At 50.5% G+C, this 26,962-nt stretch carries 24 protein-coding genes and 1 tRNA gene; 8 read left to right on the top strand and 17 right to left on the bottom strand.

Features of this window, described 5'->3' with window-relative positions:
- The first annotated feature begins 61 nt into the window (after positions 1-61).
- Both yfbR and ACSF8X_RS07120 read left to right on the top strand, forming a co-directional pair.
- A complete protein-coding gene (gene yfbR / locus ACSF8X_RS07125) occupies positions 62-646 on the top strand; it encodes a 5'-deoxynucleotidase (protein ID WP_047880097.1) in 585 nt (194 codons plus the stop codon).
- Entirely contained in the window at positions 646-2,025 is a 1,380-nt protein-coding gene (locus ACSF8X_RS07120; protein WP_500851027.1) for an anti-phage deoxyguanosine triphosphatase, read from the top strand. Before yfbR ends, ACSF8X_RS07120 begins: the two co-directional genes overlap by 1 nt.
- On the opposite strand, the gene ACSF8X_RS07115 is transcribed toward ACSF8X_RS07120, so the two are convergent.
- On the bottom strand, positions 2,022-2,645 hold the full coding sequence (locus tag ACSF8X_RS07115; RefSeq protein ID WP_500851154.1) for a tRNA-uridine aminocarboxypropyltransferase: 624 nt from the start codon (positions 2,643-2,645) through the stop codon (positions 2,022-2,024). The genes ACSF8X_RS07120 and ACSF8X_RS07115 overlap by 4 nt on opposite strands.
- A 10-nt stretch (positions 2,646-2,655) precedes the next feature.
- Here ACSF8X_RS07115 and rrtA point away from each other — a divergent pair, with 10 nt between their 5' ends.
- Positions 2,656-3,222, top strand: coding sequence for a rhombosortase (rrtA, locus tag ACSF8X_RS07110; protein WP_053062533.1), 567 nt, complete (start codon positions 2,656-2,658; stop codon positions 3,220-3,222).
- A 75-nt stretch (positions 3,223-3,297) separates the two neighbouring features.
- Here the strand turns inward: rrtA and ACSF8X_RS07105 are convergent, their stop codons facing one another.
- The 7 genes from ACSF8X_RS07105 to tig form a co-directional block, all read right to left on the bottom strand.
- Positions 3,298-3,591 (bottom strand): ComEA family DNA-binding protein, encoded by a 294-nt coding sequence (locus tag ACSF8X_RS07105; protein WP_500851026.1) that lies wholly within the window; start codon positions 3,589-3,591, stop codon positions 3,298-3,300.
- Positions 3,592-3,754: 163 nt separating this feature from the next.
- Positions 3,755-5,647 (bottom strand): peptidylprolyl isomerase, encoded by a 1,893-nt coding sequence (gene ppiD, locus ACSF8X_RS07100; protein WP_500851025.1) that lies wholly within the window; start codon positions 5,645-5,647, stop codon positions 3,755-3,757.
- Positions 5,648-5,869: 222 nt separating this feature from the next.
- Positions 5,870-6,142 (bottom strand): nucleoid-associated protein HU-beta, encoded by a 273-nt coding sequence (gene hupB / locus ACSF8X_RS07095; protein ID WP_047880101.1) that lies wholly within the window; start codon positions 6,140-6,142, stop codon positions 5,870-5,872.
- A gap of 216 nt (positions 6,143-6,358) precedes the next feature.
- Positions 6,359-8,731 carry an endopeptidase La gene (gene lon, locus ACSF8X_RS07090; RefSeq protein ID WP_047880102.1) on the bottom strand — a complete coding sequence of 791 codons (2,373 nt, stop codon included), beginning with the start codon at positions 8,729-8,731 and terminating at the stop codon, positions 6,359-6,361.
- A 128-nt stretch (positions 8,732-8,859) separates the two neighbouring features.
- Positions 8,860-10,140, bottom strand: a complete 1,281-nt coding sequence (clpX, locus tag ACSF8X_RS07085) for an ATP-dependent protease ATP-binding subunit ClpX (RefSeq protein WP_047880103.1) — start codon at positions 10,138-10,140, stop codon at positions 8,860-8,862.
- Positions 10,141-10,266: 126 nt separating this feature from the next.
- On the bottom strand, positions 10,267-10,890 hold the full coding sequence (clpP, locus tag ACSF8X_RS07080; protein ID WP_047880104.1) for an ATP-dependent Clp endopeptidase proteolytic subunit ClpP: 624 nt from the start codon (positions 10,888-10,890) through the stop codon (positions 10,267-10,269).
- Between the two features lie 107 nt (positions 10,891-10,997).
- Positions 10,998-12,299, bottom strand: a complete 1,302-nt coding sequence (gene tig, locus ACSF8X_RS07075) for a trigger factor (protein ID WP_500851024.1) — start codon at positions 12,297-12,299, stop codon at positions 10,998-11,000.
- Between the two features lie 440 nt (positions 12,300-12,739).
- Between tig and ACSF8X_RS07070 the strand changes: the two genes are divergently transcribed.
- Positions 12,740-13,474 carry an SDR family NAD(P)-dependent oxidoreductase gene (locus tag ACSF8X_RS07070; RefSeq protein ID WP_500851023.1) on the top strand — a complete coding sequence of 245 codons (735 nt, stop codon included), beginning with the start codon at positions 12,740-12,742 and terminating at the stop codon, positions 13,472-13,474.
- A gap of 154 nt (positions 13,475-13,628) precedes the next feature.
- On the opposite strand, the gene ACSF8X_RS07065 is transcribed toward ACSF8X_RS07070, so the two are convergent.
- Positions 13,629-13,705, bottom strand: a tRNA-Arg gene (locus ACSF8X_RS07065).
- Positions 13,706-14,066: 361 nt separating this feature from the next.
- On the opposite strand from ACSF8X_RS07065, the gene folD reads away from it, so the two are divergent.
- On the top strand, positions 14,067-14,924 hold the full coding sequence (folD, locus tag ACSF8X_RS07060) for a bifunctional methylenetetrahydrofolate dehydrogenase/methenyltetrahydrofolate cyclohydrolase FolD (protein WP_500851022.1): 858 nt from the start codon (positions 14,067-14,069) through the stop codon (positions 14,922-14,924).
- Positions 14,925-15,023: 99 nt separating this feature from the next.
- Here the strand turns inward: folD and galU are convergent, their stop codons facing one another.
- Positions 15,024-15,926 (bottom strand): UTP--glucose-1-phosphate uridylyltransferase GalU, encoded by a 903-nt coding sequence (gene galU / locus ACSF8X_RS07055; protein ID WP_047880108.1) that lies wholly within the window; start codon positions 15,924-15,926, stop codon positions 15,024-15,026.
- Between the two features lie 48 nt (positions 15,927-15,974).
- On the bottom strand, positions 15,975-16,472 hold the full coding sequence (gene rfaH / locus ACSF8X_RS07050; RefSeq protein ID WP_047880109.1) for a transcription/translation regulatory transformer protein RfaH: 498 nt from the start codon (positions 16,470-16,472) through the stop codon (positions 15,975-15,977).
- A gap of 445 nt (positions 16,473-16,917) precedes the next feature.
- On the opposite strand from rfaH, the gene ACSF8X_RS07045 reads away from it, so the two are divergent.
- Positions 16,918-18,309 (top strand): peptide MFS transporter, encoded by a 1,392-nt coding sequence (locus ACSF8X_RS07045; RefSeq protein WP_500851021.1) that lies wholly within the window; start codon positions 16,918-16,920, stop codon positions 18,307-18,309.
- A gap of 72 nt (positions 18,310-18,381) precedes the next feature.
- Here ACSF8X_RS07045 and ACSF8X_RS07040 read toward each other — a convergent pair whose 3' ends face one another.
- Complete coding sequence (locus tag ACSF8X_RS07040) at positions 18,382-19,437, bottom strand: response regulator (RefSeq protein ID WP_500851153.1); 1,056 nt, start codon at positions 19,435-19,437, stop codon at positions 18,382-18,384.
- A 392-nt stretch (positions 19,438-19,829) separates the two neighbouring features.
- Here ACSF8X_RS07040 and ACSF8X_RS07035 point away from each other — a divergent pair, with 392 nt between their 5' ends.
- Both ACSF8X_RS07035 and ACSF8X_RS07030 read left to right on the top strand, forming a co-directional pair.
- Positions 19,830-20,705 (top strand): LysR family transcriptional regulator, encoded by an 876-nt coding sequence (locus tag ACSF8X_RS07035; RefSeq protein ID WP_047880111.1) that lies wholly within the window; start codon positions 19,830-19,832, stop codon positions 20,703-20,705.
- Between the two features lie 220 nt (positions 20,706-20,925).
- Positions 20,926-21,525 carry a Yip1 family protein gene (locus ACSF8X_RS07030; protein ID WP_500851020.1) on the top strand — a complete coding sequence of 200 codons (600 nt, stop codon included), beginning with the start codon at positions 20,926-20,928 and terminating at the stop codon, positions 21,523-21,525.
- 80 nt (positions 21,526-21,605) lie between these two features.
- Here the strand turns inward: ACSF8X_RS07030 and purF are convergent, their stop codons facing one another.
- From purF to accD, 5 genes are all read right to left on the bottom strand, one after another.
- Positions 21,606-23,123 carry an amidophosphoribosyltransferase gene (gene purF / locus ACSF8X_RS07025; RefSeq protein ID WP_047880113.1) on the bottom strand — a complete coding sequence of 506 codons (1,518 nt, stop codon included), beginning with the start codon at positions 23,121-23,123 and terminating at the stop codon, positions 21,606-21,608.
- 129 nt (positions 23,124-23,252) lie between these two features.
- Positions 23,253-23,744, bottom strand: a complete 492-nt coding sequence (cvpA, locus tag ACSF8X_RS07020; protein ID WP_047880156.1) for a colicin V production protein — start codon at positions 23,742-23,744, stop codon at positions 23,253-23,255.
- Positions 23,745-23,808: 64 nt separating this feature from the next.
- Positions 23,809-24,408, bottom strand: coding sequence for an SPOR domain-containing protein (locus ACSF8X_RS07015; RefSeq protein WP_047880114.1), 600 nt, complete (start codon positions 24,406-24,408; stop codon positions 23,809-23,811).
- A gap of 2 nt (positions 24,409-24,410) precedes the next feature.
- Positions 24,411-25,685, bottom strand: coding sequence for a bifunctional tetrahydrofolate synthase/dihydrofolate synthase (gene folC, locus ACSF8X_RS07010; RefSeq protein ID WP_500851019.1), 1,275 nt, complete (start codon positions 25,683-25,685; stop codon positions 24,411-24,413).
- A 216-nt stretch (positions 25,686-25,901) separates the two neighbouring features.
- Positions 25,902-26,819, bottom strand: coding sequence for an acetyl-CoA carboxylase, carboxyltransferase subunit beta (accD, locus tag ACSF8X_RS07005; RefSeq protein WP_047880116.1), 918 nt, complete (start codon positions 26,817-26,819; stop codon positions 25,902-25,904).
- Between the last annotated feature and the right edge of the window lie 143 nt (positions 26,820-26,962).

Here is a 26,962-nt window from a genome sequence, read left to right as displayed (position 1 = left end):
TACCTTACATAAACCAGCGGTACAATCCTCAATATCACGCGATACCAACAAGAAGTAGATCATGAAACAGAGCCATTTTTTTGCACACCTCGCCAGGATGAAACTCATCCAACGCTGGCCGCTCATGCGCAGCGTCGAAACCGAAAATATCTCCGAGCACAGCCTTCAAGTCGCCTTCGTCGCCCATGCCCTCGCCCTGATCAAGAACCGAAAATTCGGCGGCAACACCAACCCCGAGCGCATAGCCCTGCTCGGCATGTTCCACGATTGCAGCGAAGTACTCACCGGTGACATGCCAACGCCAATCAAGTACTACAACCCGGCCATTGCAGAGGAATACAAGAAAATCGAACTGGCAGCAGAGCAAAAACTGTTATCGATGCTACCGGAAGAGTTCCACGACGATTATGCCCCGCTGCTCGATAGTCACCGTATCGACAAAGACGACTACGCTATCGTCAAACAGGCCGACAGCCTTTGTGCCTACCTCAAATGCCTCGAAGAGCTCAATGCCGGCAACCACGAATTTACCTCCGCCAAAAAGAACCTTGAAAAGACCCTCGCTGACCGCTCAACACCGGAAATGCGCTACTTCCTCGATACCTTTGTCGACAGCTTCAACTTAACTCTGGACGAAATCAGCTAATGACAATGTTAACCACAACAGTACCTTCCGGTGAAATCTGGGAAGCACGCAAAAGCAACGAACAAAAGATGCGCCGCAACGACCACCGTTCGGCCTTCCAGCGAGACCGGGCAAGAATTCTTCACTCGGCCGCCTTTCGCCGCCTACAGGCGAAAACCCAAGTCCACGGCGCCGGACACCATGATTTCTACCGCACCCGCCTGACCCACTCCCTTGAGGCATCGCAGATCGGAACAGGGATCGTCGCCCAGCTAAAAATCAAGCAGCCCGAATTTCGCAACCTGCTCCCCTCCACCAGCCTGATGGAAAGCCTGTGCCTAGCTCATGATATCGGCCATCCCCCTTTTGGCCACGGCGGTGAAGTGGCACTCAATTACATGATGCACGAATTCGGCGGCTTCGAAGGTAACGCCCAAACCTTCCGTATCGTCAGCCAGCTCGAACCCTACACCGAACACTACGGGATGAACCTGTCACGCCGTACCCTGCTCGGCCTGCTCAAATACCCGGCTTTCATCAGCCAGACCCAAGCCAGCGAACAGCCGGCACCGGTCCATAATTTCCGTCACCTCAAGGCTCGCGACTGGCACCCGGCAAAAGGGATCTACCATGACGATGCCGATACCTTCAACTGGGTACTGGAACCCCTGAGCAGCAACGACCGAACCCTGTTTAGCCAGATGCGCGCTGCTGATATCGGCCCGCGCGAGCACAACAAAACCCAATTCAAATCACTAGATTGCTCGATCATGGAATTGGCCGATGATATCGCCTATGGCGTGCATGACTTGGAAGATGCCATTGTGATGGGAATCGTCAACCGCGACCAATGGCAGGAAGCGGCGGCCAGCAAGCTTGCCGATTGTGGCGAGTACTGGCTTGAAGAGCGAATCGGCACGCTTAGCGACCAACTCTTTGGCAACCACCACCAGCGCAAGGATGCCATCGGCGCGATGGTCAACGCGCTGCTGACCTCGATCCATATCGCCCCGGCAATCCAGAACGGTATCGACAGCTACGATGAGCCGCTGCTCAAATGGAACGCTTTCCTCACCGAACCGATGGAGCAGGTCCTCAATGTCCTCAAGCAGTTCGTTAGCCAGTACGTCGTTCACAAACCCGACATCCAGCTGGTTGAATACAAAGGCCAGCAGCTGATCATGGAGCTATTCGAAGCCTATGCCTCCGATCCCGAACGACTGCTGCCTGAAAGCACCCGAGCACGCTGGCGCGAGGCACTAGGCAGCGGAGGAAACCCGCACCGGGTGATTGCCGATTATATTTCCAGCATGACCGATGGCTATGCCCAACGCCTCTACAGCACCCTGTTCCAGCCCTCTACCTCATCATCGTTCGGGCTCGACGGACATGGATTCTAGGAGGCGCCGTAGTTTTTCTGGTAGACCCCTGCAGGCATCTGCTGGATCTGGAACTCAATCATCTTGTTGAAGGTGTCGATAAGGGGCAAGTACTTATCCGTTTCACCGTCCATCGCCGACAGGGCAAGGAAACCGGCCTCTACGGTCGACACCCCTTCTTCACGCGGGGACTTGCGGATCCGGTAGTTGCCTTTTTCGACATTGTCCAACATCACCGACGGCAACTGCTGCAGGTTGCTGGACAGCTGCCACATCTTATAGGCTTTCTTCCACGTGCCATCGAGCAGGATCAATGTCCGTATCCCGTCCGTCGCACTCGCTGCGTCTTGCGAGCACAGGCTAGAGATGGGAACCGCCTGCTCACCGGGGTATACCACCCATGCCTGCCGCCCCGGCTCAGCCAGCAAATGGTTAATTTCCTCGTGCAAGGAAAAGTCCTCTCCAACCCACAATCGGCTGTTAGGAAGCGACAACGACAGGATTCTGGCTGTACCAATTGCCCGTTTAACCTCGCTTGGGTGTTGTAATATCCAAAGTTCGGTTTTAGCATCAATAACTTGGATCCAACGGCAAATACAGGCTTTCTTCGCCTTGCCGCATTGCTCACAGTAACGACTCATCGAGGTTGCCTTGTCTTTACGTATTTCAGTACTCATTGTGATCGCCTTAATGGCATTGGCACAACTGCCGTTCATCCAGCCGCAGTTGGTCTGGCAGAGCGACATGATTAAAAATGGGGAGTTGTGGCGGATTATCACCGGTAACCTCACCCACACCAACTGGCCCCACATGATAATGAACAGCATGGGATTGGCAATTATAACCTTCTGTTTTCGCCATCACCTGAGCCCTAAACGGTTATTCCTGCTACTTCTCGGACTTTCCGCCTGGGTAGGATGCGCATTGTTTGCATGGCCGACAACTTGGTACGCAGGGCTGTCAGGAGTGCTTCATGGCCTGTTTGCCTGGGGGGCGCTGGCCGATATCAAACAACATGACAAACTCGGTAAATGGTTACTAGCAGCGATTGTTGCCAAAATTCTATGGGAGCAGTTTTTCGGAGGAGCCGCCAGTTCAGCACAACTGATCGGGGCCCGGGTAGCGGTCGAAGCGCACCTTGCTGGCGCACTGGGCGGAATTGTATTCGGGGGGCTGGCATCAATGGCCAAAAACAAAGCCACAACACCCAAGGTCTGACTCTGATAATGCAAAACAAAGGAGAACCACACACTTCTCTCCTTCGCAGGGTAAAGCTATAACACTCGGGGTCGCCTACAGCTGAATCCGCTTACGATTCTTCTCCACCGTAGCAGGGCCGATCCCTTTCACCTCAGACAATTGCTCTATCGAGGTAAACTTGCCATTTTGGGTCCGGAACTCAATGATGCTTTGAGCCTTCTCCGGCCCAATACCCACCAACAGCTCATCCAGCTCCTCGGCATTGGCGTCATTGATATTGACAGTGATTTCTATTCCCTCGTGACTGCTCTCTGCAGCCAATACCGCTGCGCCCGGATAACACAGACAAGCCAGCAGCAGCAAAATCCCTTTCAGTGACTGTTTCATTCATACTCTCCTTTTAATGTTTTTGTCATGTTTGTACCATCGTGCCAAACATAACCAGAGTGGTGGAGTGCACTCCGGCGAGTAAAGAGTCAATTATTTTCAGGCCCTAAAAAAACGACGGGCCACACAAGGTGGCCCGTCTGACTAACGTAATAATTACCTGTTAGTTTGCAGCTGATTGCTCTTCCACTGGGAAGCTCACTTCCGATGTATTGCGCAACACCTGTAGGGTTGTCATCACATCTTGCTGAGCAAGCATCTGAGCATACTGCTGGCCTAGCTGACTGTCTGCCGATACTGGCTGAACAGTGGCTTCAACCACCTTGTCCAGTTCGATGATCAGCATGTCACCCTTGGCATCGCGGGTCATACCGTAAACAGGCTTGCCGTCTACTGGTTTCGCCAAGCTAAAGGCTACCTGAGCAACCATAGGCTCTGCACTGGTACGAGTCAGCATTTCAGGTGCAGAGAAGCTCAGACCTTCTTCAGCGACTACATCTGCCTTGCCATCACGCAGGGCTGCCAGTAGTTCGTCGGCTTTCGCCTGCGCCTGCTCCTGGCCTTTCTGCTGTGCTAGCTGACTCTTAACCTTGGCAGATACCTCTTCGAAAGGAAGCACCGCTTCATCACGAGAGTCATCAACGCGCACTACAACCACGTGCTCAGGTGCAATCTCAATAATATCTGAGTTCAGACCATCTTCACGAACTTCTGGGCTGAACAGCGCCTGCAATACCGCAGGGTTGTTAAGCACACCCGGGGCATCCGCATGCGAGAAGTAACCTGTAGCATGCACCTTGGCATTAACGGCTTCGGCTGCATCATCCAGCGAATCTGGCATTTCGAACGCCTTCTCTGCTAGCTGAGTCTGCAAGTCGTAGAATGCTTCTGCCGCACGCTGCTCGCGCAGGTCAGCAATGATTTCATCACGTACCTGATCGAATGGCTTCAGCTTCGATGGCTTCACATCTTCCAGCTTGATGATATGGAAACCGAAATCAGATTCAACCACGCCGGAGATCTGGCCTTTGTCCAAGGCAAATGCTGCGTCTTCAAAAGCAGGATCCATCACGCCACGCTCGAACCAGTCCAGCTCACCGCCGTTCTTAGCACTGAACGTATCCGCAGATTCTTTCTCAGCCAATGCAGCAAAATCCGCACCGCCTTTCAGCTCTGCATCCAGCGCTTCAGCCTTGGCCTTCGCCTCGCTACCACGGCCTTCAACAAGGATGTGGCGAACCAAACGCTGCTCGGCTGAACCAAACTTGGCTGGGTGCTCGTCGTAGTATGCCTTGGCATCTGCATCGCTAATCACCAGCGTCTGCTTCAGATTGTCACCAGACAGTTCGATATACGCCGCTTTCACCTGATCAGGACGCGTGTACATCTCTGAATTCTGTGCGTAGAACTCTCGGGCTTCCTCGTCAGTCACTTCGACTTTATTGGTAAAGTCAGCCACATTCAGAGTAAGCGTACGTACTTCACGCTGCTGCTGCTCAAGCTTAGTCAGCGCAGTCAGCTCATTGCTCAGGGCAAAATCGCTGCTTTGCAGAGCACGAAGCAATTGCTGGCGAAGCAGGTCAGTACGCATCGATTCGGCAAACATGTCAGGTGTCATACCGGCACGGCGCAGCAATGTGTTGTACTGTTCGTTATCAAATGTACCCATGCGCTGGAATTCAGGCATTGCCAGAATAGTCTGACGAACCTGCGCATCGCTGATACGCATACCCAGCGCCTTCGCACGCTCTTCGATAAGCAGATCGTTCACCATACGATCCAGCACGCTGCGGCGGAACTGTTCAACGTAGGCAGGATCACCCATCAACGTCGAGAAATAGTCACCTAGCTGGCTTTGCATACGGTTACGCTCGTTCTGATATGCCATCTCGAATTCGCGCTGACTGATCTCACGGCCATCTACTTTAGCAGCTACTTGCTGACCGCCGCTGGCAAGGTAACTACCTACACCTGCAAAAACAAAAGAAAGAATAATGAGTCCAAGAATGATCTTGACCCAAATGCTGCTTGCGCCTTCGCGCATACGCTCCATCATAATTTGCCGTATCTCCTACTGATTCGATTTGGCATAGCGGTGAAGAAAGCTAACAGGGCGAGACCTGAAATAATTTTCACACTGTCAAAGTAAAAAAAGCGCACCGATTGGATGCGCCCTTTATCATGCCAAGCTGCTACGCACATTCAACTTGAAGTTGTATCGCTATGACAACTTGAATAAGTCTTTGTTCCAAAAAACAAACGGGCATCAACCCGGTGCTTAGTTTACAGAATCTTTTAGCGCTTTACCCGCTTTAAAACCAGGTACTTTTGCTGCTGCAATTTGAATTTCCGCGCCCGTCTGAGGGTTACGGCCAGTACGTGCTGCACGCTCGCGAACAGAAAATGTACCGAAGCCTACAAGAGCAACCTGATCACCCGCTTTTAGGCTATCAGATACGGCTTCGATGAAGGCATCAAGAGCACGTCCTGCAGATGCTTTAGAAATGTCTGCATTTTCGGCGATTTTATCAACTAGTTGAGTTTTGTTCACGATCTCATCCCCTCTATGAACACTATCCGTGCAAGGCCTTCTGGGCAAAATACATGTCACGGATAAAAATATATAAGGTCTAATTATATCAGCACAGAACACCAATAATCTGGCAAGCGTTGATATTATTGAGCTAACAGCAAATTAAAACTAACTTATAGCTACACAAAAAAACGCTGACAAGGCTTTTTAGCCCTGAAAGCGTTTTTTCATACATTAACTTTGCTGCATGTCACTGTTTTGTGCGTTGACCAGTTCAATGCCTGCTGGGTTGTTCTGAAGCGCTATCGTCAGCACCTCGTCAATCCAGCGCACTGGGCGTACTTCCAAATCAGCAATCACGTTGTCTGGGATCTCTTCCAGATCACGTTCGTTCTCTTTCGGGATCAGCACTGTTTTGATACCGCCACGGTGGGCAGCCAGCAACTTCTCTTTCAAGCCGCCAATCGGCAACACTTCACCACGCAGGGTAATTTCACCCGTCATGGCCACGTCACCGCGTACCGGGTTGCCCGTCAGGCTCGATACCAGTGCCGTACACATCGCGATACCGGCACTCGGGCCGTCTTTCGGCGTTGCGCCCTCAGGCACGTGTACGTGGATATCACGCTTCTCGTAGAAGTCTGGCGCAATACCCAAATGCTCTGCACGGGTCCGGACAACGGTCATCGCCGCCTGAATCGACTCCTGCATCACATCACCTAGCGAACCGGTGTAGGTCAGCTTGCCCTTGCCCGGCATAGATTCGGTCTCGATGGTCAGCAGATCGCCGCCCACTTCGGTCCATGCCAAACCGGTTACCTGACCAATACGGTTGCTGTCTTCCGCTTTACCGTAATCGAAGCGCTGCACGCCGAGGTAGTCTTTCAGGTTCTCCTGATTAACAACCACTTGCTTGGTTTGCGGATTCAGCAGGATCTCTTTCACTGCCTTGCGGCATAGCTTAGAGATCTCACGCTCAAGGCTACGCACACCCGCTTCGCGCGTGTAGTAGCGGATAATGCCGATCAGTGCGGAATCATCAACGTCAATCTCGCCGGCTTTAAGGCCATTACGCTGGATCTGCTTGCCTAACAGGTGACGCTTGGCAATGTTCAGCTTCTCGTCTTCGGTATAACCCGACAAACGGATCACTTCCATACGGTCAAGCAGCGGACCTGGGATATTCATTGAGTTCGATGTCGCCACGAACATCACATCCGACAGGTCATAGTCAACTTCCAGATAGTGATCGTTGAACGCATTGTTCTGCTCGGGGTCAAGTACCTCAAGCAAGGCTGAGGCAGGATCGCCACGCATGTCAGAGGACATCTTGTCGATTTCATCAAGCAAGAACAGTGGGTTCTTCACCTCGACCTTGGCCATTTTCTGGATCAGCTTACCCGGCATCGAACCGATATAGGTACGACGGTGACCACGGATTTCCGCTTCGTCACGTACGCCACCAAGGGCCATACGTACATACTTACGTCCGGTAGCTGCAGCAATCGACTGACCCAGCGATGTTTTACCAACACCTGGAGGCCCAACCAAACACAGGATCGGACCTTTCAGCTTGTTGATTCGGCTCTGAACCGCCAAATACTCAAGGATACGTTCTTTGACGCGCTCAAGGCCGTAGTGATCGGCGTTCAGTACTTCCTCGGCCTTCGCCAAGTTTTTCTTCACTTTTGAACGCTTGTGCCACGGCACGCTAAGCATCCAATCGATATAGCCGCGTACCACCGTTGCCTCGGCAGACATCGGCGACATCATCTTCAGCTTCTGCAGTTCTTGCTCGGTCTTCTCGCGCGCCTCAGCCGGCATCTTCGACTCTTCGATCTTCTTCTTGAGTGATTCGAATTCGTCCGGTGCATCGTCAAGCTCACCCAGCTCTTTCTGGATCGCCTTCATCTGCTCGTTGAGGTAGTACTCGCGCTGGCTCTTTTCCATCTGCTTCTTGACGCGGCCGCGGATGCGCTTTTCCACCTGCAGCAGGTCAATCTCAGACTCCATCATCGCCATCAGGAATTCCAGACGCTCGACGACATCGGTGATTTCCAGCACTTTTTGCTTATCTGCCAACTTAAGAGGCATATGCGCAGCAATGGTGTCAGCAAGACGTGCCGCCTCATCGATACCGTTTAGCGAGGTCAGAACTTCCGGTGGGATTTTCTTGTTGAGCTTGATAAAGCCTTCAAACTGGTTGATGGCGGTGCGCACAAGCACTTCCTGCTCGCGCTCATCCATCTCTTCTGTCACCAGGTACTCTGCGTCAGCATAGAAGAAATCATCATCGCTAAGCGTGTGAACCTTGGCGCGTTGTTGACCTTCAACCAACACTTTAACTGTACCATCAGGCAGCTTCAGCAACTGCAAAATCGTTGCTATCGTACCGACGTTGTAGAGATCATTGATCGATGGCTCATCAGTCGCCGCTTCCTTCTGGGCAACCAACAGAATTTGTTTATTATCATCCATCGCCGCTTCTAGGCAGCGAATCGATTTTTCCCGTCCTACAAACAATGGAATAACCATATGCGGGTAGACAACCACATCACGCAGTGGCAGAACGGGGATCTCAAGGCGTTCCGAACGCTCCAGGTTCATATTATTCTCTCTTCCGTTCACTCTATTACTGAGTATATGGGGGCTTGGGGACAAGATTCAACGGGATATGCGGCAGAAAATAAAAAAGGAGGCCAATGCCTCCTTTTTTTCGTCACTCTGTGCAGAGTTTACTCAGCGCCAGCGGCTTGATTTTCAGTGTTTTCGTAAATCAGCAAAGGCTCAGACTCGCCCTTAATAACTGATTCATCGATAACAACCTTACTTACGCCTTCTGCCGAAGGAAGCTCGTACATAGTGTCGAGAAGCACGGCTTCAACAATCGAACGCAGGCCACGGGCACCCGTCTTGCGCTCCATTGCCTTGCGGGCAATCGCAACCAATGCATCGTCACGGAACTCAAGCTCGACATTTTCCAGCTCAAGCAACGCACCGTACTGTTTGGTCAGGGCATTCTTTGGCTCGCGTAGGATCTGAACCAATGCGTCTTCGTCCAGCTCGCTCAGGATCGCCGCCACAGGCAGACGACCTATGAACTCAGGGATCAGGCCGTATTTAACCAAATCTTCTGGCTCAACCTTCTCGAACAGATCGCTTAGCGTACGTGACTCGTCTTTCGAGCGAACATCGGCACCAAAACCGATACCCGTACCCGTAGACACACGTTGCTCAACAACCTTGTCCAAACCGGCGAATGCACCACCACAGATGAACAAGATCTTCGACGTATCAACCTGCAGGAATTCCTGCTGCGGATGCTTACGACCACCCTGCGGCGGCACCGATGCAACAGTACCTTCGATCAGCTTCAGCAATGCCTGCTGAACACCTTCGCCCGATACGTCACGAGTAATCGATGGGTTGTCCGACTTGCGGGAAATCTTGTCAATTTCATCAATGTAAACAATGCCGCGCTCGGCCTTAGCTACATCGTAATCGCATTTTTGCAAAAGCTTCTGGATGATGTTCTCAACATCTTCACCCACGTAACCCGCTTCAGTCAGCGTGGTTGCATCGGCCATGGTGAACGGAACATCCAGCATACGTGCCAAGGTTTCGGCAAGCAGCGTCTTACCACTACCGGTAGGACCGATCAGCAAGATATTACTCTTGCCCAGCTCAACACCCTCACTGTTGGTATCGCCATTGCGCAGACGCTTGTAGTGGTTATAAACCGCGACTGCCAGAACCTTCTTCGCATGGTTCTGACCAATAACATACTCATCCAGGTTGGAACGAATTTCCTTAGGTGTCGGAAGTTCGCTGCCATCGCGCTTTGGCATCACTTCTTTTATTTCTTCGCGAATAATGTCATTGCACAAGTCAACACATTCGTCACAAATATACACAGAAGGGCCTGCAATCAGCTTGCGAACTTCATGCTGACTTTTGCCGCAGAAAGAGCAGTACAGCAGTTTTCCACTACCACTCTCTTTTCGCTTATCTGTCATTCGCTAACCTCTTCATGGGGATTCCCCCGTCATTGCCTTGTTTTGAGTGTATAACAACTAAAGCCGTTTTGCCCCGTTACCATGACAGCAAAACGAACCATCAGGTAAACGGGGCAAATAGCTGTTTTAGCTGCGGTGGCTCAAAACAGCATCGACCAAGCCGTACTCAACAGCCTGCTCAGCCGACATAAAGTTATCACGATCAGTATCGCGCTCAAGCACTTCCAGCGGCTGGCCGGTGTGTTCGGCTAACAGGTTATTCAAACGCTGCTTGATCGTCAAAATTTCCTGAGCATGGATCTGAATATCAGAAGCCTGGCCTTGGAAACCGCCTAGTGGCTGGTGAATCATAACGCGGGAGTTAGGCAGGCAGTATCGCTTGCCTTTCGCGCCGCCAGCCAGTAGGAAAGCACCCATTGAACAGGCTTGGCCCATACAAACAGTGCTTACGTTCGGCTTGATAAACTGCATGGTGTCGTAAATTGACATACCCGCCGTTACCGAGCCACCTGGAGAGTTGATGTACAGGAAAATATCCTTGTCTGGATTTTCAGATTCAAGGAACAAAAGCTGTGCAACGACCAGGTTGGCCATATGATCTTCAACCTGACCGGTCAAGAAGATCACACGCTCTTTTAGCAGTCGGGAATAGATGTCGTAGGAACGTTCACCACGAGAAGTCTGCTCGACCACCATAGGAACCAGCGCATCCAAAATCGGCGACATAGCGTTTTTTTCTTGGTAGCTCATAACGTTATTTCCCTAAAATAAATGGCCCGAATGAAATTGCTCTCACACGGACCATTGTTAGCAGAAGATTTAACGTAAAGTCAAATCTCTACAGCAATTTCAGCTAATTAAGCAGCTGGCTGGTTCATTAGCTCGTTGAAGCTAACTTCTTTCTCAGAAACCTGAGCTTTTGCCAGTAGCGCATCAATTGCCTGCTCTTCCAGAGCAATGTTACGCATGTTGTTCATCATCTGCTCGTTCTGCTCGTAGTAAGCAACAACTTCTGTTGGATCTTCGTATGCAGAAGCCATGTCAGCGATGATTGCTTTAACGCGCTCTTCGTCAACTTTCAGCTCTTCAGACTTGATTACTTCACCAAGAAGAAGACCAACAACTACGCGACGCTTAGCCTGCTCTTCGAACAGTTCGCGAGGTAGCTCAGGAGTGTTCTGCATGTTGCCACCGAAACGCTGTGCAGCTTGCTGGCGAAGAACGTTGATTTCCTGATCGATAAGTGCAGCAGGAACAGCGATATCGTTCTGCTCAACTAGGCCGTTAAGAACCTGATCTTTGATGCGAGCTTTAGTTGCTTGCTTCAGTTCACGTTCCATGTTCTTGCGAACTTCAGCTTTAAGCGCGTCAACAGAACCGTCTTCAACGCCGAACTTAGCAACGAACTCTTCAGTCAGTTCAGGTAGCTCTTGCGCTTCAACTTTGTGTAGTTTGATAGCGAAAGATGCTGCTTTACCTTTTAGGTTTTCAGCATGGTATTCTTCTGGGAAAGTTACTTCTACAGTGAACTCTTCGCCAGCTTTCTTACCTACGATACCGTCTTCGAAACCTGGGATCATACGGCCCTGGCCCATAGCTAGTGCGAAGCCTTCAGCTTTGCCGCCTTCGAACTCTTCGCCGTCGATAGAACCAGTGAAGTCGATAGTTACACGGCTGCTTTCTGCTGCTGCTTCTTCAACTTCTTTCCAAGTTGCCTGCTGCTTGCGCAGAGTTTCTAGCATCGCGTCAACGTCTTCAGCTTTAACTTCTACAGCTGGTTTCTCAACAGCGATCTTGTCTAGGCCAGCTAGTACGATCTCTGGGAATACTTCGAAAGACGCTTTGAATACTAGGTCTTTGCCTTCTTCGATTTCAACTGGAGTGAAAGTAGGTGCACCCGCTGGGTTGATCTTCTCTTTCACGATAGCTTCGATGAAGTGACGCTGCATTACTTCGCCCAGGATGTCCTGACGAACTGAAGCACCAAACATACGAGCAACCATTTTCATCGGTGCTTTACCAGGACGGAAACCATCGAAACGACGATTCTTAGCAATTTTCTTCAGCTCAGCATTCACAGCGTTTTCGATGTTAGCTGCTGGAACTGTGATAGTTAGATGGCGTTCTAGACCTTCAGTGGTTTCAACGGTAACTTGCATTATTTTAACCTCAAAACTTACTCAGTGTTCTCTGAGTGATGTTGCCGATCAGCTTGGCTGACGGTGGCATCCTTTCGTGTTATGGCCGGCAACCACGCCAGTACCATAACGCCTTAATTCTGATAATTCCCCTCATTGCAGCGTATGCAAAAGCGAGGCAAATTAAAAACGCGGTATTATAACGGTCGCATCCCGATTCGTCGAGACAAGAGCCTCCGCAATTCAACCTTTCACACAAGATAGGGGCAAAAATTCCATTTACAAGGGAAAAGTTTAAAAAAATCGCATCCCATTACGTTTTTTTGACCATGCGTTGATTTATCCGATTCAATTGCCTTCCCATTGCTGTTTTTTACATCAGCCAATTAGCTCACCCTTCGCGACTGATCCAAGGCCACCGCCAGTCAGTAAGAAAAGAGATAATCAAAAGGGGGATAATAATGAAACACTTTATCGTCGGCGCCTCCGGCGGCATTGGGCTGGCGCTGGTCGGCAGGAGTATAGCGCACGGGAATCAGGTTACCGCCCTAACCCGGCAAGCCTCCCCCAAATTGCTCGAACTGCGCCAAAGCGCCCCACGGCAACTGGCCATTATTGAGGGGGATCTGCTGACGGACACTGCTGAAACACAAAGTAAACTCAACGGCCTGTTTCGTCGTTTCGGGAAGCCGGACTGGACTATCAATGCCGCGGGCATACTTCACCATGGTCAATCAATGCCAGAAAAAAAACTCGACGATATCACTCCTGATTCTTTCCAGCGCAATCTAGAGGCTAACACCTACCTAAGTATCGCCCTCGCTCAGTACCTAGCCACAGGCTACCAACGAGCTGACCCTTTCCGCTTCATCTGCCTGTCAGCATTGGTTGGCTCTATTAGTGATAACCGAACCGGTGGCTGGTACAGCTACCGTATGAGCAAAGCGGCCCTCAATATGTTTGTCAAAACACTCAGCCATGAATGGCGGCGCCAATATCCCAACGCTATCGTGGCCGCTATTCACCCGGGAACAACCGCAACAGACCTCTCAGCCCCGTTTTGGGCAAATATCGCCGACGGGAAACTCTTCAGCCCATCGCTAACCGCAGAGCGGTTGCTTACCCTTATCGCCACTATACCCAATACCGGCAGCGGGCAGTTTTTCCATTGGGATGGCACACAAATAAGCTGGTAGCGCAACGCAGGCCGCGAACAACGACCATCTCCAAACGTCAACGCCACGCACTCAGACAATAGTCAGCAGAAAGGCAGAAAGGCAGAAAGGCAGAAAGGGAATTTCAGACATGAAAAAGCCCGCAGCAAGATACTTGCTGCGGGCTAGAATACGCTGGCGCGCCCTGCAGGATTCGAACCTGCGACCACATACTTAGAAGGTACGTGCTCTATCCAACTGAGCTAAGGGCGCGTCATGGTGCCACCATTGTGCGGTGGTACGAGGGGAATTATACGTAGCCGTCAGTGAACGTCAACGCCTTTTCCCCTATTTTCCGAGCATTTGCAATCAAACGTTCAAACATAAAGCAATCCGGGGGGAAATATCGCAAATTGACACCTTCATCACCAACCAACAAGATTAACAATGCACCCAATAGTTTTATCAACTTTAACCAAAATACAAATAGCAAACGTTTGCGATGTGGATTTAGTCAAAAAACTCTGCGACAATATGCAGCGCCGTGACAGCACAGGCTAATCATCCTCTCTGCATGTGCATAGTCAAACCTGACAACTGATATCGCTCAGCAACCTCTGACGAAAGGAACACCATGGCCGCTCAAATTATCGATGGTAAACTCATATCTCAAACTGTCCGCCAAGAAGTCGCAGCTCGCGTAAAAGCCCGAATCGAGGCGGGGCTACGCGCTCCTGGACTAGCGGTCATTCTGGTCGGCCAAGATCCTGCCTCCCAAATCTATGTTGCCAGCAAGCGCAAGGCCTGTGACGAAGTTGGCTTTGTGTCCCGCTCGTACGACCTGCCAGCCACGGCCACCGAAGCCGAACTGCTAGATCTCATAGATACTCTCAACAATGACCAAAACGTTGACGGTATTTTAGTTCAGCTCCCACTACCGGCTGGCATCGACAGCACAAAAGTGCTCGAGCATATCGATCCAGAAAAGGATGTGGATGGTTTCCATCCTTTCAATGTCGGTCGTCTGTGCCAGCGTATTCCCAAGTTACGCTCCTGCACCCCGAAAGGCATTATGACCTTGCTTGAGCGTTACAATATCGAGGTTAGGGGCAAGCATGCCGTGATTGTCGGCGCATCCAATATCGTCGGCCGCCCTATGACACTGGAAATGCTGCTGGCAGGGGCGACCACAACAACCTGCCACCGCTTTACTCATGATCTAGAGAATCATGTCCGCCAAGCCGATATTCTGGTCGTCGCCGTGGGCAAGCCCAATTTCATTCCTGGCGACTGGATCAAAGAAGGTGCCACCGTTATCGATGTCGGTATCAACCGGCTCGACAGCGGCAAATTAATCGGGGATGTTGAGTACGATCTAGCACAGCAAAAAGCCCGCCATATTACTCCGGTTCCTGGCGGCGTTGGGCCAATGACCGTGGCCACCCTGATCGAAAACACCCTCCACGCCTGCGAACTATTCCATAGCAAGTAAATCCGCAGTCACAGTAAATAACAAAAAGTCCCTGTGTCATAAAACACAGGGACTTCATTTATTCAGCTGGTGATTAAAAAAGTAAGGCTTACTGACTTTTTACTTTGCCAGCGATTTCAGGTAATCGGTAAACGCTTCGCCAAATTCATTATGACGCATGCCGTATTCGACAAACGCTTTCATATAGCCGATCTTCGAACCACAGTCATGGCTTTTGCCTGACATATGAAATGCATTAACCTGCTGTTTTTCCATCAGCATATCAATCGCATCTGTCAGTTGGATCTCATCACCGGCACCAATTGGCGTACGCGACAACAACGGCCAAATATCCGCAGACAAAATATAACGACCGACAATGGCCAAGTTCGACGGCGCATCGTCCTGAGCCGGTTTCTCAACAACCTTGGTCATCGATACCGAACCACCAGGTAACAGATCCGCACCATTAACATCCGCGACACCATAGCTAGATACCTCGGACATCGGCACTGGCTCAACCATCACCTGGCTCACACCATTCTCATTGAAAGCCTTTACCATCGCAGCCATATTCTCACGACGCAAGTCACTGGCCACATCATCAAGAATGACGTCTGGCAACACGACGGCAAACGGCTCATCGCCAACCAGTGGGTGGGCACACAGCACAGCATGGCCTAGACCTTTGGCCTGACCTTGGCGCACATGCATAATCGTAACGTCAGGCGGGCAAATATTCTGCACCTCATCGAGTAGCTGACGCTTAACACGTTTCTCTAGCGTGGCTTCGAGTTCAAAAGAGGTATCGAAATGGTTTTCAATCGAATTTTTTGATGAATGCGTCACCAAAATAATCTCTTTGATCCCAGCAGCAACACACTCACTCACTACATACTGAATCAGCGGTTTATCTACAATCGGCAGCATCTCTTTTGGGATGGCCTTTGTCGCTGGCAACATACGAGTACCCAAGCCAGCAACTGGAATCACTGCCTTACGGACGGGGGAAGTATTCGACATTTCTTTATCCATATTTAAACGTGGCTGGGCCAATATAACAAACGAGAATTATTTTTTAATTAAATATTCGTTCTGGACACTCACTTTCACCTGCTTGCCCAGCAGATTTATCAGCATGAATGAGCGCTTTTCGCCATCAGGTTCATGATAAATTGCCTCTATCCCTTTGAATTGCCCTTGAGCAAGTTTGAGGGTTTCACCAGGCTGAGGCAGATTAGACAATTTTGCCTGTTGTTCCGCGGAATCCTCATTAACCATTAGACTATAGATGAGGTCGGGGTCAACTCGCTGCGGTGTTTTGCCCTGCCGGATAAAATCAGCCACCCCGCGCGTTGAACGTACCGTTGTATAGCTGATCATTTCAGGATCAAAATAAACAAACATGTAGTTGGGGAACAGTGGTTCTTGCGATGAAACACGCTTACTACGTACAATTTTTTCAACGGTCACTTGCGGGTAATAACATTCAACACCCTGACGATCCAGATTGATGACAGCTCGTTCCTGCTCGCTGCGTTTACAATACAAAAGAAACCAATCTTTCATCGTCTCGCCTACCCTAATGGCCACTTCATGATCAGGCAATTATATACAAAATTCTTTTGAATATGTGTCCACGAGCCCAAAATTATTGCCTGCCCCACGTTTTTTGCACGGCCGACATCACAGCTCGGTCAATTTCGGAAGTTAATGACAAGCGCCAAATGTAACAATCATTAAAATATAAATTTTCCAGCATTACACTCCAACATTAACACCAAAAACAGAACAACACACCACTAAAAAGAATAAAAACAGAATAACCACACCAGCAAGACTAGGAAAACTCATTTTTCATTTTTGAACAATAAACAAACAAATTTTTACTTTTCAATGCGTTACGAGTTTTAAATATTGTTCTTAAAATGTAAAGATTTGCAGTTTAATTATTTGTCATTTATAAAAGACGCCACACAAGCAAACACAATACATCCAAATACAGAGAATAATTATGAACAACGACGCCCGTGGTACTTTATTAGGCCACCCTAAGGGGTTGTTCTTGCTGTTTGGTACCGAACTGTGGGAACGATTCTCTTACTACGCAATGCGAGCCATTCTTGTCCTATATCTAACTGACAAGACCATCAACGGCGGTCTAGGTTGGACAACCCAAGACGCTCTGAATCTATACGGCATCTACACCGGCCTTGTTTATATTACCCCTCTTATCGGTGGCTGGATTGCTGACAACTTCCTAGGACAGCGTCGTTCAATCATTATCGGCGGTATCCTGATGGCCCTTGGCCAATTTACTCTGGCCCTACCCCACAGCATGGTTGACCCGCATGCGGTAACAGCGTTCTACGCGGGCCTTGCGCTTCTTATTATCGGTAACGGTCTGTTCAAGCCAAATATCTCTACCATGGTCGGCGACCTATACAAAGAAGGTGACAACCGTCGTGACGGCGCATTTACCATCTTCTATATGGGTATTAACCTTGGTTCTTTGATGGCGGGGGTTATCGCGGGTACAGCTTCAGTAACTTACGGCTGGAAAGCAGGTTTCCTAACAGCGGGTATCGGTATGCTGATGAGCCTTGTCATTCAGCTTATCTTTGCTGAACGCCTACTGGGCGATATCGGTAAGGTTCCGGCAGCCAAGCGTGCGGCACAGATGAACAAGTCAGGCAAAAAAGAGCCTCTTACCACTCAAGAGCGCGACCGCCTAAAAGTCATCATGATCATGGGTATGTTCGTTGTTATCTTCTGGGCTGGCTTCGAGCAAGCCGGTGGCCTGATGAACATTTTCTCCCAGCAATATACTGACCGTATGCTAGGCAGCTTCGAAGTCCCTGCTGCATGGTTCCAGTCACTCAACCCGTTCTTCGTAATCACACTGGCACCGGTTATCGCTGCTATCTGGGTGAAGATGGGCCCTAAAGAACCAAGCTCGCCGGTTAAATTCGCGATGGGCCTTTTCTTCCTAGCCGCTGGCTTCCTATGTATGGTTGGCGCGGTTCTGGAACAAGGCGGCGACCTAACTGTGAAAACCTCTATGCTATGGCTAGTTGGCGCATACTTCTTCCATACACTGGGTGAGCTATGTCTATCGCCAATCGGCCTGTCACTGGTTACCAAGTTGGCACCGCTTCGTCTGGCCTCTCTGATGATGGGCGCATGGTTTGGTTTCAACGCTATTGCTAACTATGTTGCCGGTATTATCGGTGCCCACGTTGGCGAAGCCGGCCCAATGGCTATCTTTAGCGGTATTGCCATTGCAGCAACCGTTTCTGGCCTGCTACTGCTACTATGCTCAAATCAGCTAATCCGCTGGATGCACGGTGCAGAAGGTACAGCCGTTGTTGAAGATGATGCTGAAGCACAACCCGTTCAGGCATAATCATTTAATAAAGCACAACTAAAAAGGAGAGCTAAGGCTCTCCTTTTTTGTTTTATACACAATGCAACACTTTTATTCACGCATACCAAGTCGTTTGAAGATCAGGCTAAAACTCCCAGCACCGGCCTCGCACAATGATAACCGCCCGCCAGAAGGTGCCAAATGCAACCGCATCACATCATTGTGTTTAGCCCCTTTTCCTAACCAGGCAAGTGGTGGCACAAATTGCTCCCCATCACTGGTTTGAAATTTACCGGCCAACCCCGTCGATACAAGGCTCAAGGAACGGTCGGTAGCATCAAATATCCCGAACAACGCTCTTACCGGTGAAGCATAGCCCGATTGGGCTACCCCCTTCTCAATCAATTGAATGAGTGCTGGCAGGTTATTCTCCTGCGCCATACGGGTTCTTAGGTAATCATTGAAAAATGCGCGGATCAATAAAGTCGTTGCAGTGCCTTTTTCACCGCCTGACGCCGCATCAACCAAATAAAAAGCCAAGCGGCCATCTATCATCCAGCTGTAATCAAGCAACACCGGAAGAGTGCCTGCATCTTGAAGCACACAATAGTTAACCTGCCAATCCCCCTGCCGTGATTCCGTGTCTGGCATCAATCCAAGCAACAGATCCCTCGACGCCTGTGGATTGGCCTTAAGTTCATCGATATGCCACTCCAATTCTTCGTCTATCACCGTTTCATCATCAACGTTGACCCACTGGCTAGAAAAATCCCGGGATCCCTCTGTGGCACTATCTTGGCTGCCCATCACCGACAGCAAGGCCGATTTCAGCACCATGATGTTATCAAGCGGCTTGATCAAGAAGTCCTTTACACCATGCCGCAATGCCGAGGCAACATCAGCCATATTCCCCGTACCTGAAATCACAATGATCGGCACCATCGGATACTGCAAGGATGCCTCTTCGACAAACTCCATCCCCGTCAGTACCGGCATTTCAAGATCACACAGCAACACGTCAGGAATGGCATCACGCATCGCCTTTAACCCTTCCAACCCGTTTTCGGCTGTACGTACCAAACAACCCTGCCGGACGAGAAAGCCCGCCAGCATTGTGGTAAATACCGGGTCATCTTCTACAACTAATACATCTTTACCTTCAAGCAACGTCATCCCTCGCGCTGTTCTGCAATGCTGACTTTCCGCCTCGAATAACACCGATATCACCCCCTTGTTAGTCCAAAGTACAACGTACACAATGAACCAAAAGGTCAATCCGCTCTCGCATAAACAAGGATCTTAAGGTAGCTTGGATATTCATAGCCTGTAAAAAGCATAGGCAGCATTTACTCAACCGTCAGTGATCCAGCAAAAGAATGTTAAGATTAGAGTAATTTTGCAATGCATATCAAAATTTAACAATTTCAAATAGTAAGAAGCAATTATTTCCAAACAATGGCAAGAGATTTGATTTACGACAAAAGTTGCCATGTTATCGACATCTTCTTACATATTTTGTTATACAATTCACCATTATAAGTTTTCAGTGATGTAGAGTTATGAAGCTTGACGATTTAAATCTTTTCAGAATGGTGGTAGAAAATGGGAGCTACACTGCAGCTTCCCGTAAAACGCAGGTGCCTGTTGCAACCCTGACCCGCCGAATTCAGGCTCTTGAAGAATGCCTGAACATCCGGTTGCTTAACCGCCATGCCCGCAAGCTCTCGCTCACAGAAGCCGGTCAGAAATTCTATGACGACTGTAGCCCACTGCTGCAGCGACTGGTTGATACGGCCGAACACATCAGCGAAGAGTGCAAAGGGGCGGCAGGTAAACTAAAAATCGCAGCACCATCGAACTTGACCAAGGTCATGCTCCAACCATTGCTTAATGCATTCATGAAAGAGCACCCGGCAATCAATATCGAAATTTCGATGAGCAATGATCCTGAACTGCTCGATCCAACGGATTGGGATATCATTTTCCGCGTCGGCCCCCAACGCGATTCCACCCTTATTGCCAGAAAGGTCAATGCGGTCAAAGATATCTTGGTTGTCAGCCCTGATTACCTGAAGCATAACCCTGAGCCAAAACATGCACAGGATCTCCACCAGCATCCGCTACTCAAGGGCAAACCACTCCTGCGCTGGCGTCTAACCGAGAGCAACGGTGAGGTCATTACCGTCAGCGATCGCGGTCGCTTCGAGGCCAACGAACTGAATGTTGTACGCAAAGCCTGTATGGCAGGACTGGGAATCACCCTGATGCCAGATGTGATGCTCGAAAAATACATCGCCTCCGGCGAGTTGATCCAGATCCTGAAAAACTGGTCATCAAACCCACGCGACGTATACCTGATGTACAACCACCGCGATTACCAGCCAGAAAAACTGCGCTTGTTTATCGAGTTCGCCAGCACCTACTTCAAACTGTAATAGCGCCATTCCCCTCTTACCTGTGTGCAACAGGAACGCAAACCTGTTGCACGTCATTCCTTGCCATCCCCATCAAGCCCGACTAAACGTTAATAATGTCACTTTTACCAATACACAGGTTTACCTTGGTCTAAGATCGACAGCCAAACGAAAGAAGAACACTACAAGCAGGGCTGCACGCGTGTTCTTTACATGTGGGAATACACTGTGGGGAAACATTATGATTCTGGGACACCTTTTCGGGCTATATGCCCACCCTAAGAAAGAATGGACAGCCATCGACAAAGAACACGAAGGTATTCAGAGTAGCCTCAGCCATATTTTGCTGATTGCACTGCTACCACCAATCTTTGCCTTTATCTCCAGCGTGTTTATCGGCTGGCGAATTGGGGTTGGTTCCCCCATATTCCTGACCCAGAACAGTGCATTCGCCATGTCAGTCGCCATGTATTTTGCACTGGTCGGCGGCGTATTCGCACTCGCTTACCTAACCTACTGGATGAGCCGCACCTTCGGTTCGACACCTACATATACCCAAGCCCTTGAGCTCGCGGCCTACACCGCAACGCCGCTCTTCATGGTCAGCATCGCAGCAATTTACCCTCAAATCTGGTTTCTGATGATTATTGGGCTGATCGGCATTGCCTATTCGGTCTACCTGCTCTACACCGGTGTTCCCATTTTGATGCACATTCCCGAGGAACGCGGTTTCATCTACGCCAGTTCCATCGTCACTTGTGGCTTGGTCTTGCTCGTTAGCATTATCACAGGCTCCGTACTTCTCTGGAATTGGGGAATTGGTCCTGTGTTTAGCCACTGATCGGCAAAAGCACCGACCTGCAAACAAAAATCCCCAGCTTCGGCCGGGGATTTTTCATAGACAGAGCGCATTATTAACGATTACACACCTTCGTTGTGCAGCTCCAAAGTGGCAAGATCCTGCTGGATCTCACGCTGGGTCTTAGCATCTTCGCTACGCAGCGAATCAAGAAAATCCAAATAGCTCTGGTCAATGTCACCGGTCACATACGTACCGCTAAAGACTGATGCCTCGAAATTCTGGATCTCCGGATTGCCCTCGGCAACCGCACTCAACAAGTCGTCAATATCTTGGAAAATCAAGCCGTCGGCTCCAATCAGCTTACAGACCTCATCGACTTCACGACCGTGGGCAATCAGCTCGTTGGCCGACGGCATGTCAATGCCGTAGACATTCGGGAAACGTACCTCCGGAGCCGCCGACGCCAAGTACACCTTACGCGCACCGGCCTCGCGAGCCATCTCGATGATCTGCTCTGATGTTGTACCGCGCACAATCGAGTCATCCACCAACAGCACGCTCTTGTCTTTGAACTCAGAACGGATAGCATTGAGCTTGCGACGTACTGACTTACGGCGTAACTGCTGACCTGGCATGATGAAGGTACGGCCCACATAACGGTTTTTCACAAACCCCTGACGGTAGGGTTTATCCAACGTACGGGCGATCTCCAACGCACTGTCACAAGAAGTCTCAGGGATCGGTATCACAACATCAATATCGATATCCCCCCACTCACGCTGGATTTTCTCGCCCAGCTTCTCACCCATCCGCACTCGGGCACCATAGACGGACACCTTGTCAATAAACGAATCAGGACGGGCAAAATAAACAAACTCGAACACACACGGGTTCAAAGAAGGATTGTCGGCACACTGCTCGGTGTACAACTGGCCATCGAAAGTAATGTAGACCGCTTCGCCCGGCGCGACATCACGCATGAAATCAAAGCCCACCGCATCAAGCGCAACAGATTCTGATGCCACCATGTACTCAATCTGGCCCTTGACCTCGCGCTTGCCCAAACAGAGCGGACGAATACCGTGCGGATCACGAAAAGCAATCATACCGTGGCCTATCACCATAGCCACGACAGCGTAGGCACCCGAAACAATACGGTGTACCTCACGCACAGCCGCGAAAATCTCATTGGGACAAATCGGGTAAGACTTGGCGCCATCCAACTGGTTGGCCAATACATTGAGCAGGATTTCTGAATCGGAGGTGGTATTTACATGGCGGCGGGCAGACTCGAACAAGGTATCCCTAATTTCGGTAGCGTTGGTCAAATTACCGTTGTGTGCCAATGATATACCATAAGGAGAGTTCACATAAAATGGCTGTGCTTCCGATGCACTAGAGCTTCCTGCTGTCGGGTAGCGTACATGGCCAATGCCCACATTACCCTGCAGACGCTGCATATGCCGGGCTTCGAATACATCGCGAACCAAGCCGTTCGCCTTGCGCAGACGGAAACGATTGCTTTCCAAGGTAACAATACCAGCCGCATCTTGGCCACGGTGCTGAAGCACCGTCAGTGCATCATAGATAGACTGGTTAACCGGGGTCGAGCCCACGATTCCGACAATACCACACATGTCCTAAATCCTCGTCACGCTTTCTATAGTTAAATTTCAGCGGGAACCCAGTATCCCGAGAACCCGCTGTAAATTGTTGTTTCCTTGGCGCCGACACCCCGGTCCGCGCCTCTACTATCGTGCCCAACGCTACTTAACGGTAGGCAAAAAGCTTGATGTGTCCTTAATGTACGAGAAGAACCACTCAATCACGACCCCGAACTGCGGGATAAGCTGCGACTGCTGCCACCAATCGGCTTTCGAAAAGCCGGTAAAGGCATCGATAAAGAACAGGACAGCAGCCACGATCAAGACACCACGTACACCACCAAACACAATCCCCAACACCCTATCGGTGCCAGACAGACCCGTTTTCTGGACCAGTTGGCCAATCACATAGTTGACCACCGCTCCCACCACCAAGGTGGAGATAAACAGAACGGCGATTGCACTCCCGTTCCGGATCATTTCATCCTGAATGTTCGAGAAGTAGACCGCCAGCTTCTGATAGAAGTTACTAGCGATAAAAAACGCGGCAAACCAAATCACCAGCGACAATGCTTCTTTGACAAACCCCCGTATCAAACTGACAAGGGCCGAGAAGCCAATTACGCCTATAATTACGTAATCAATCCAGATCATCATTTTTTATTTTCGTCTTGTTGGTGCGTATTCTAACAGAAAAAATGCGAACGCAAACGTTTACCTAGGGGTTTAATGGATTAAATCTAACCAGTTGCCCTTTCAGGCCGGTCAGTTTCTCCAGTTCTTTTACTTGCTTGGCCAGCTTGTCTTTCGATACATCCGGGCCGACAACGACCCGAGCCAAATCTCCCGGCTGCGGGACTTTCGGCAAGACATGGGCCTGAAAGCCCTCCTTGCGCAGCTTAGCAACCAGCTGGTAGGCGTTCTCGAAATTACGGAAAACCCCAAGCTGCACCATCCAACCGCTGTCAATATTACCGATTTTCGGGGCTGACTCTGGCTGTGGGTCGGTTTTCACCATTTCCTGCGCGAGCGGCTGTGGCTCGTCGGTGTTGGCGTCTTCCGGCGGCAGAATATACGGGTTGTCCACCTCGCTGACGACCACTGTCACTGGATCGGGCGGCAACTCCACCTCGGCGAATTCAGGCTCGGGAATAGAGGCATACTCGGTTTCCTCGGCAACCTGCGGCTTTAGCGGAATGCTGGCAAATTGCTCTTGGTAATGCTGCTTTTTGCCATCAAACAGATCCGGCAGGAAAATCACCCCGATCGCAACCAGGATGATAGTACCGACCAAACGACTTTGAAATTTACTTGCCACTCTTACTCCTGTGCTTGTGCTGTAATGTGATCAGAGACTTGGCCAACAGTGTAAAATGAACCGAACACAATCACCATGTCTTCAGTGGTTGCCTCTGTCAGAGCTTTGTCATAAGCCTCCACAGGGGTGTGATAAGCCACCGTTCCGGCTGGAAGGTATGCCTGAATCTCAGCCGCCGTTGCGGCACGCGGGCCGGTCAGTGACGCGGGATACCAGTGGTCGACAATACCGGCCATCTCGGCCACCGTCGAGGCAATATCCTTGTCATGAAGCATCGCCACCACCGCATGAATGCGCTGCTTGCCCGCCTGCTGCTTAATGGTAGCCAATTGCCCGGCAAAATACGCTGCCGAGTGAGGGTTATGGGCAACATCCAAAATCACCAGCGGCGACTCCGATATACGCTGCATCCGACCGGCAAGTTGCACGCCGGCAAGCCCTGCCACAATGTCCTCATCGCTGATATCCAACTCGGCTGATGCCAGAGCCATCAGGGCCGTAGCGGCATTCGGCAGCGGCAACGACGGTACCGGCAAATCCTCCAAACTGAAACAGCCACTGTGCCAGGACCATGTCTCGCCGTCACGCTCGTAGCGGAACTGGTACCCAACCTGATACAACTTAGCACCAATATCATCGGCATGGGCTGCCACTGTCGCCGGCGGATTAGGCTGGCCACAAATTGCAGGTTTGTCCGCACGGAAAATGCCAGCCTTCTCATAGCCGATCACATTGATGTCATCGCCTAGCCAGTCAACGTGGTCAATAGCAAGGCTGGTGATCACCGATACATCATGATCGACAATGTTGGTGGCATCCAAACGGCCACCCAGCCCCACTTCGAGAATAGCAACGTCAACCTGATTGGTTTTGAACAGCTGCAACGCTGCAAGCGTGCCGAATTCAAACAGGCTCAGGCTCGTATCGCCACGCTGCTGCTCGACAAAGGCGAGCGCCTCGCTGTGGGCGGCATCGGGAAGCTCACTACCGTTGATCCGAACCCGCTCGTTATAGCGGATCAGGTGCGGCGAGCTGTACACACCCACCTTGTAGCCAGCCTGAAGCAAAATGGCTTCCAAAATCGCACAAGTTGAGCCTTTGCCATTGGTGCCAGCTACGGTGATCACCCGCGCGGCGGGTTTGGTCAGTGCCGCACGCTGGGCAACGGCCTGAACACGGTCAAGCCCAAGGTCGATGGCGCTGGTGTGGAGTTGTTCTAGATAGGTTAGCCAAGTGGCCAAAGAGGCGTTTGCCTGGGGAGCTGTCAATCCGGACATTCTTCATTCGTTATCTGGGTGAATATAGCCACTAATTTATCACTGAAACCCCGAATCCCAAACCGCCACGGCAATTCAATCGTTTAAATAAGAGCTCAGCAGCACGAATTAGACAAAAATGCCTAACTAACAGGCACTCCTGCTGTCCATATTGCAGACATAACAAAAACGGGACCCGAAGGTCCCGTTTGCAGAATCAATACGCGGCAAGGCGGATTATTCTTGAATATCGTCTGCAGCATCAGCCTCAGGCTTGGCAGGCTCGAGCTTAGCGACAAACGGCGATTCGATTTGCGTCATTTTCGCAACCAAGCCACCGATGCGGTCACGCATCTCGCGGCGGTCAACGATCATATCAATCGCGCCATGCTCAAGCAGGAACTCGCTGCGCTGGAAACCTTCAGGCAGTTTCTCGCGCACTGTCTGCTCGATAACACGCTGACCAGCAAAGCCGATCAGAGCCTTAGGCTCACCGATATTGATATCACCCAGCATCGCCAGGCTTGCCGATACACCGCCCATTGTCGGGTCAGTCAATACCGAGATAAACGGCAGGCCCTTGCCTGACAGGCGCTCAAGCGCAGCACTGGTTTTTGCCATCTGCATCAGCGACATCAGGGCTTCTTGCATACGCGCACCGCCACTGGCAGAAAAACAAACCAAACCACAGTTATTGGCAATCGCCTCGTCAACAGCACGGACAAATTTCGCCCCTACCACCGAGCCCATTGAACCGCCCATGAAAGAGAATTCAAACGCACAGGCAACCAGAGGCTGCCCAAGCAGGGTGCCTTTCATAGCAACGAGGGCATCTTTCTCGCCGCTTGCTTTTTGCGCCGTAGACAGGCGATCTTTGTACTTCTTGGAGTCGCGGAACTTGAGCTTATCTTGCGGCTCAAGCTCGGCAGCAATTTCTACCTGGCCATCGGCATCCAAAAACGTCTCAAGGCGACGGCGAGCCTTCATCCGCATGTGGTGGTCACATTTCGGACACACTTCTAGGTTACGCTCAAGGTCGGCGTGATAAAGCACTTGTTCGCAAGAGGTACATTTAGTCCACACCCCTTCAGGGATAGACGCTTTGCGAGAAGAAACAATGTTGCTTTTAGTTAGGATCTTTTCGAGCCAGCTCATGAATGACCTTTTATGTTCTTTTTCCCTGCTTATGAGTTATTAGCAAATAGTAGTATTAGCAGAGAATGACAAATTCGTTAAATTTCCGAACAAGGATTAAAGCACAAACTCGCCAGCCTGTAGATAAAAAACTGGTACTACTA

It is taken from the genome of Photobacterium panuliri (assembly GCF_059920555.1).
Note: the sequence above shows the minus strand (reverse complement) of the source record. Positions and strands in the feature narration are given on the sequence as shown.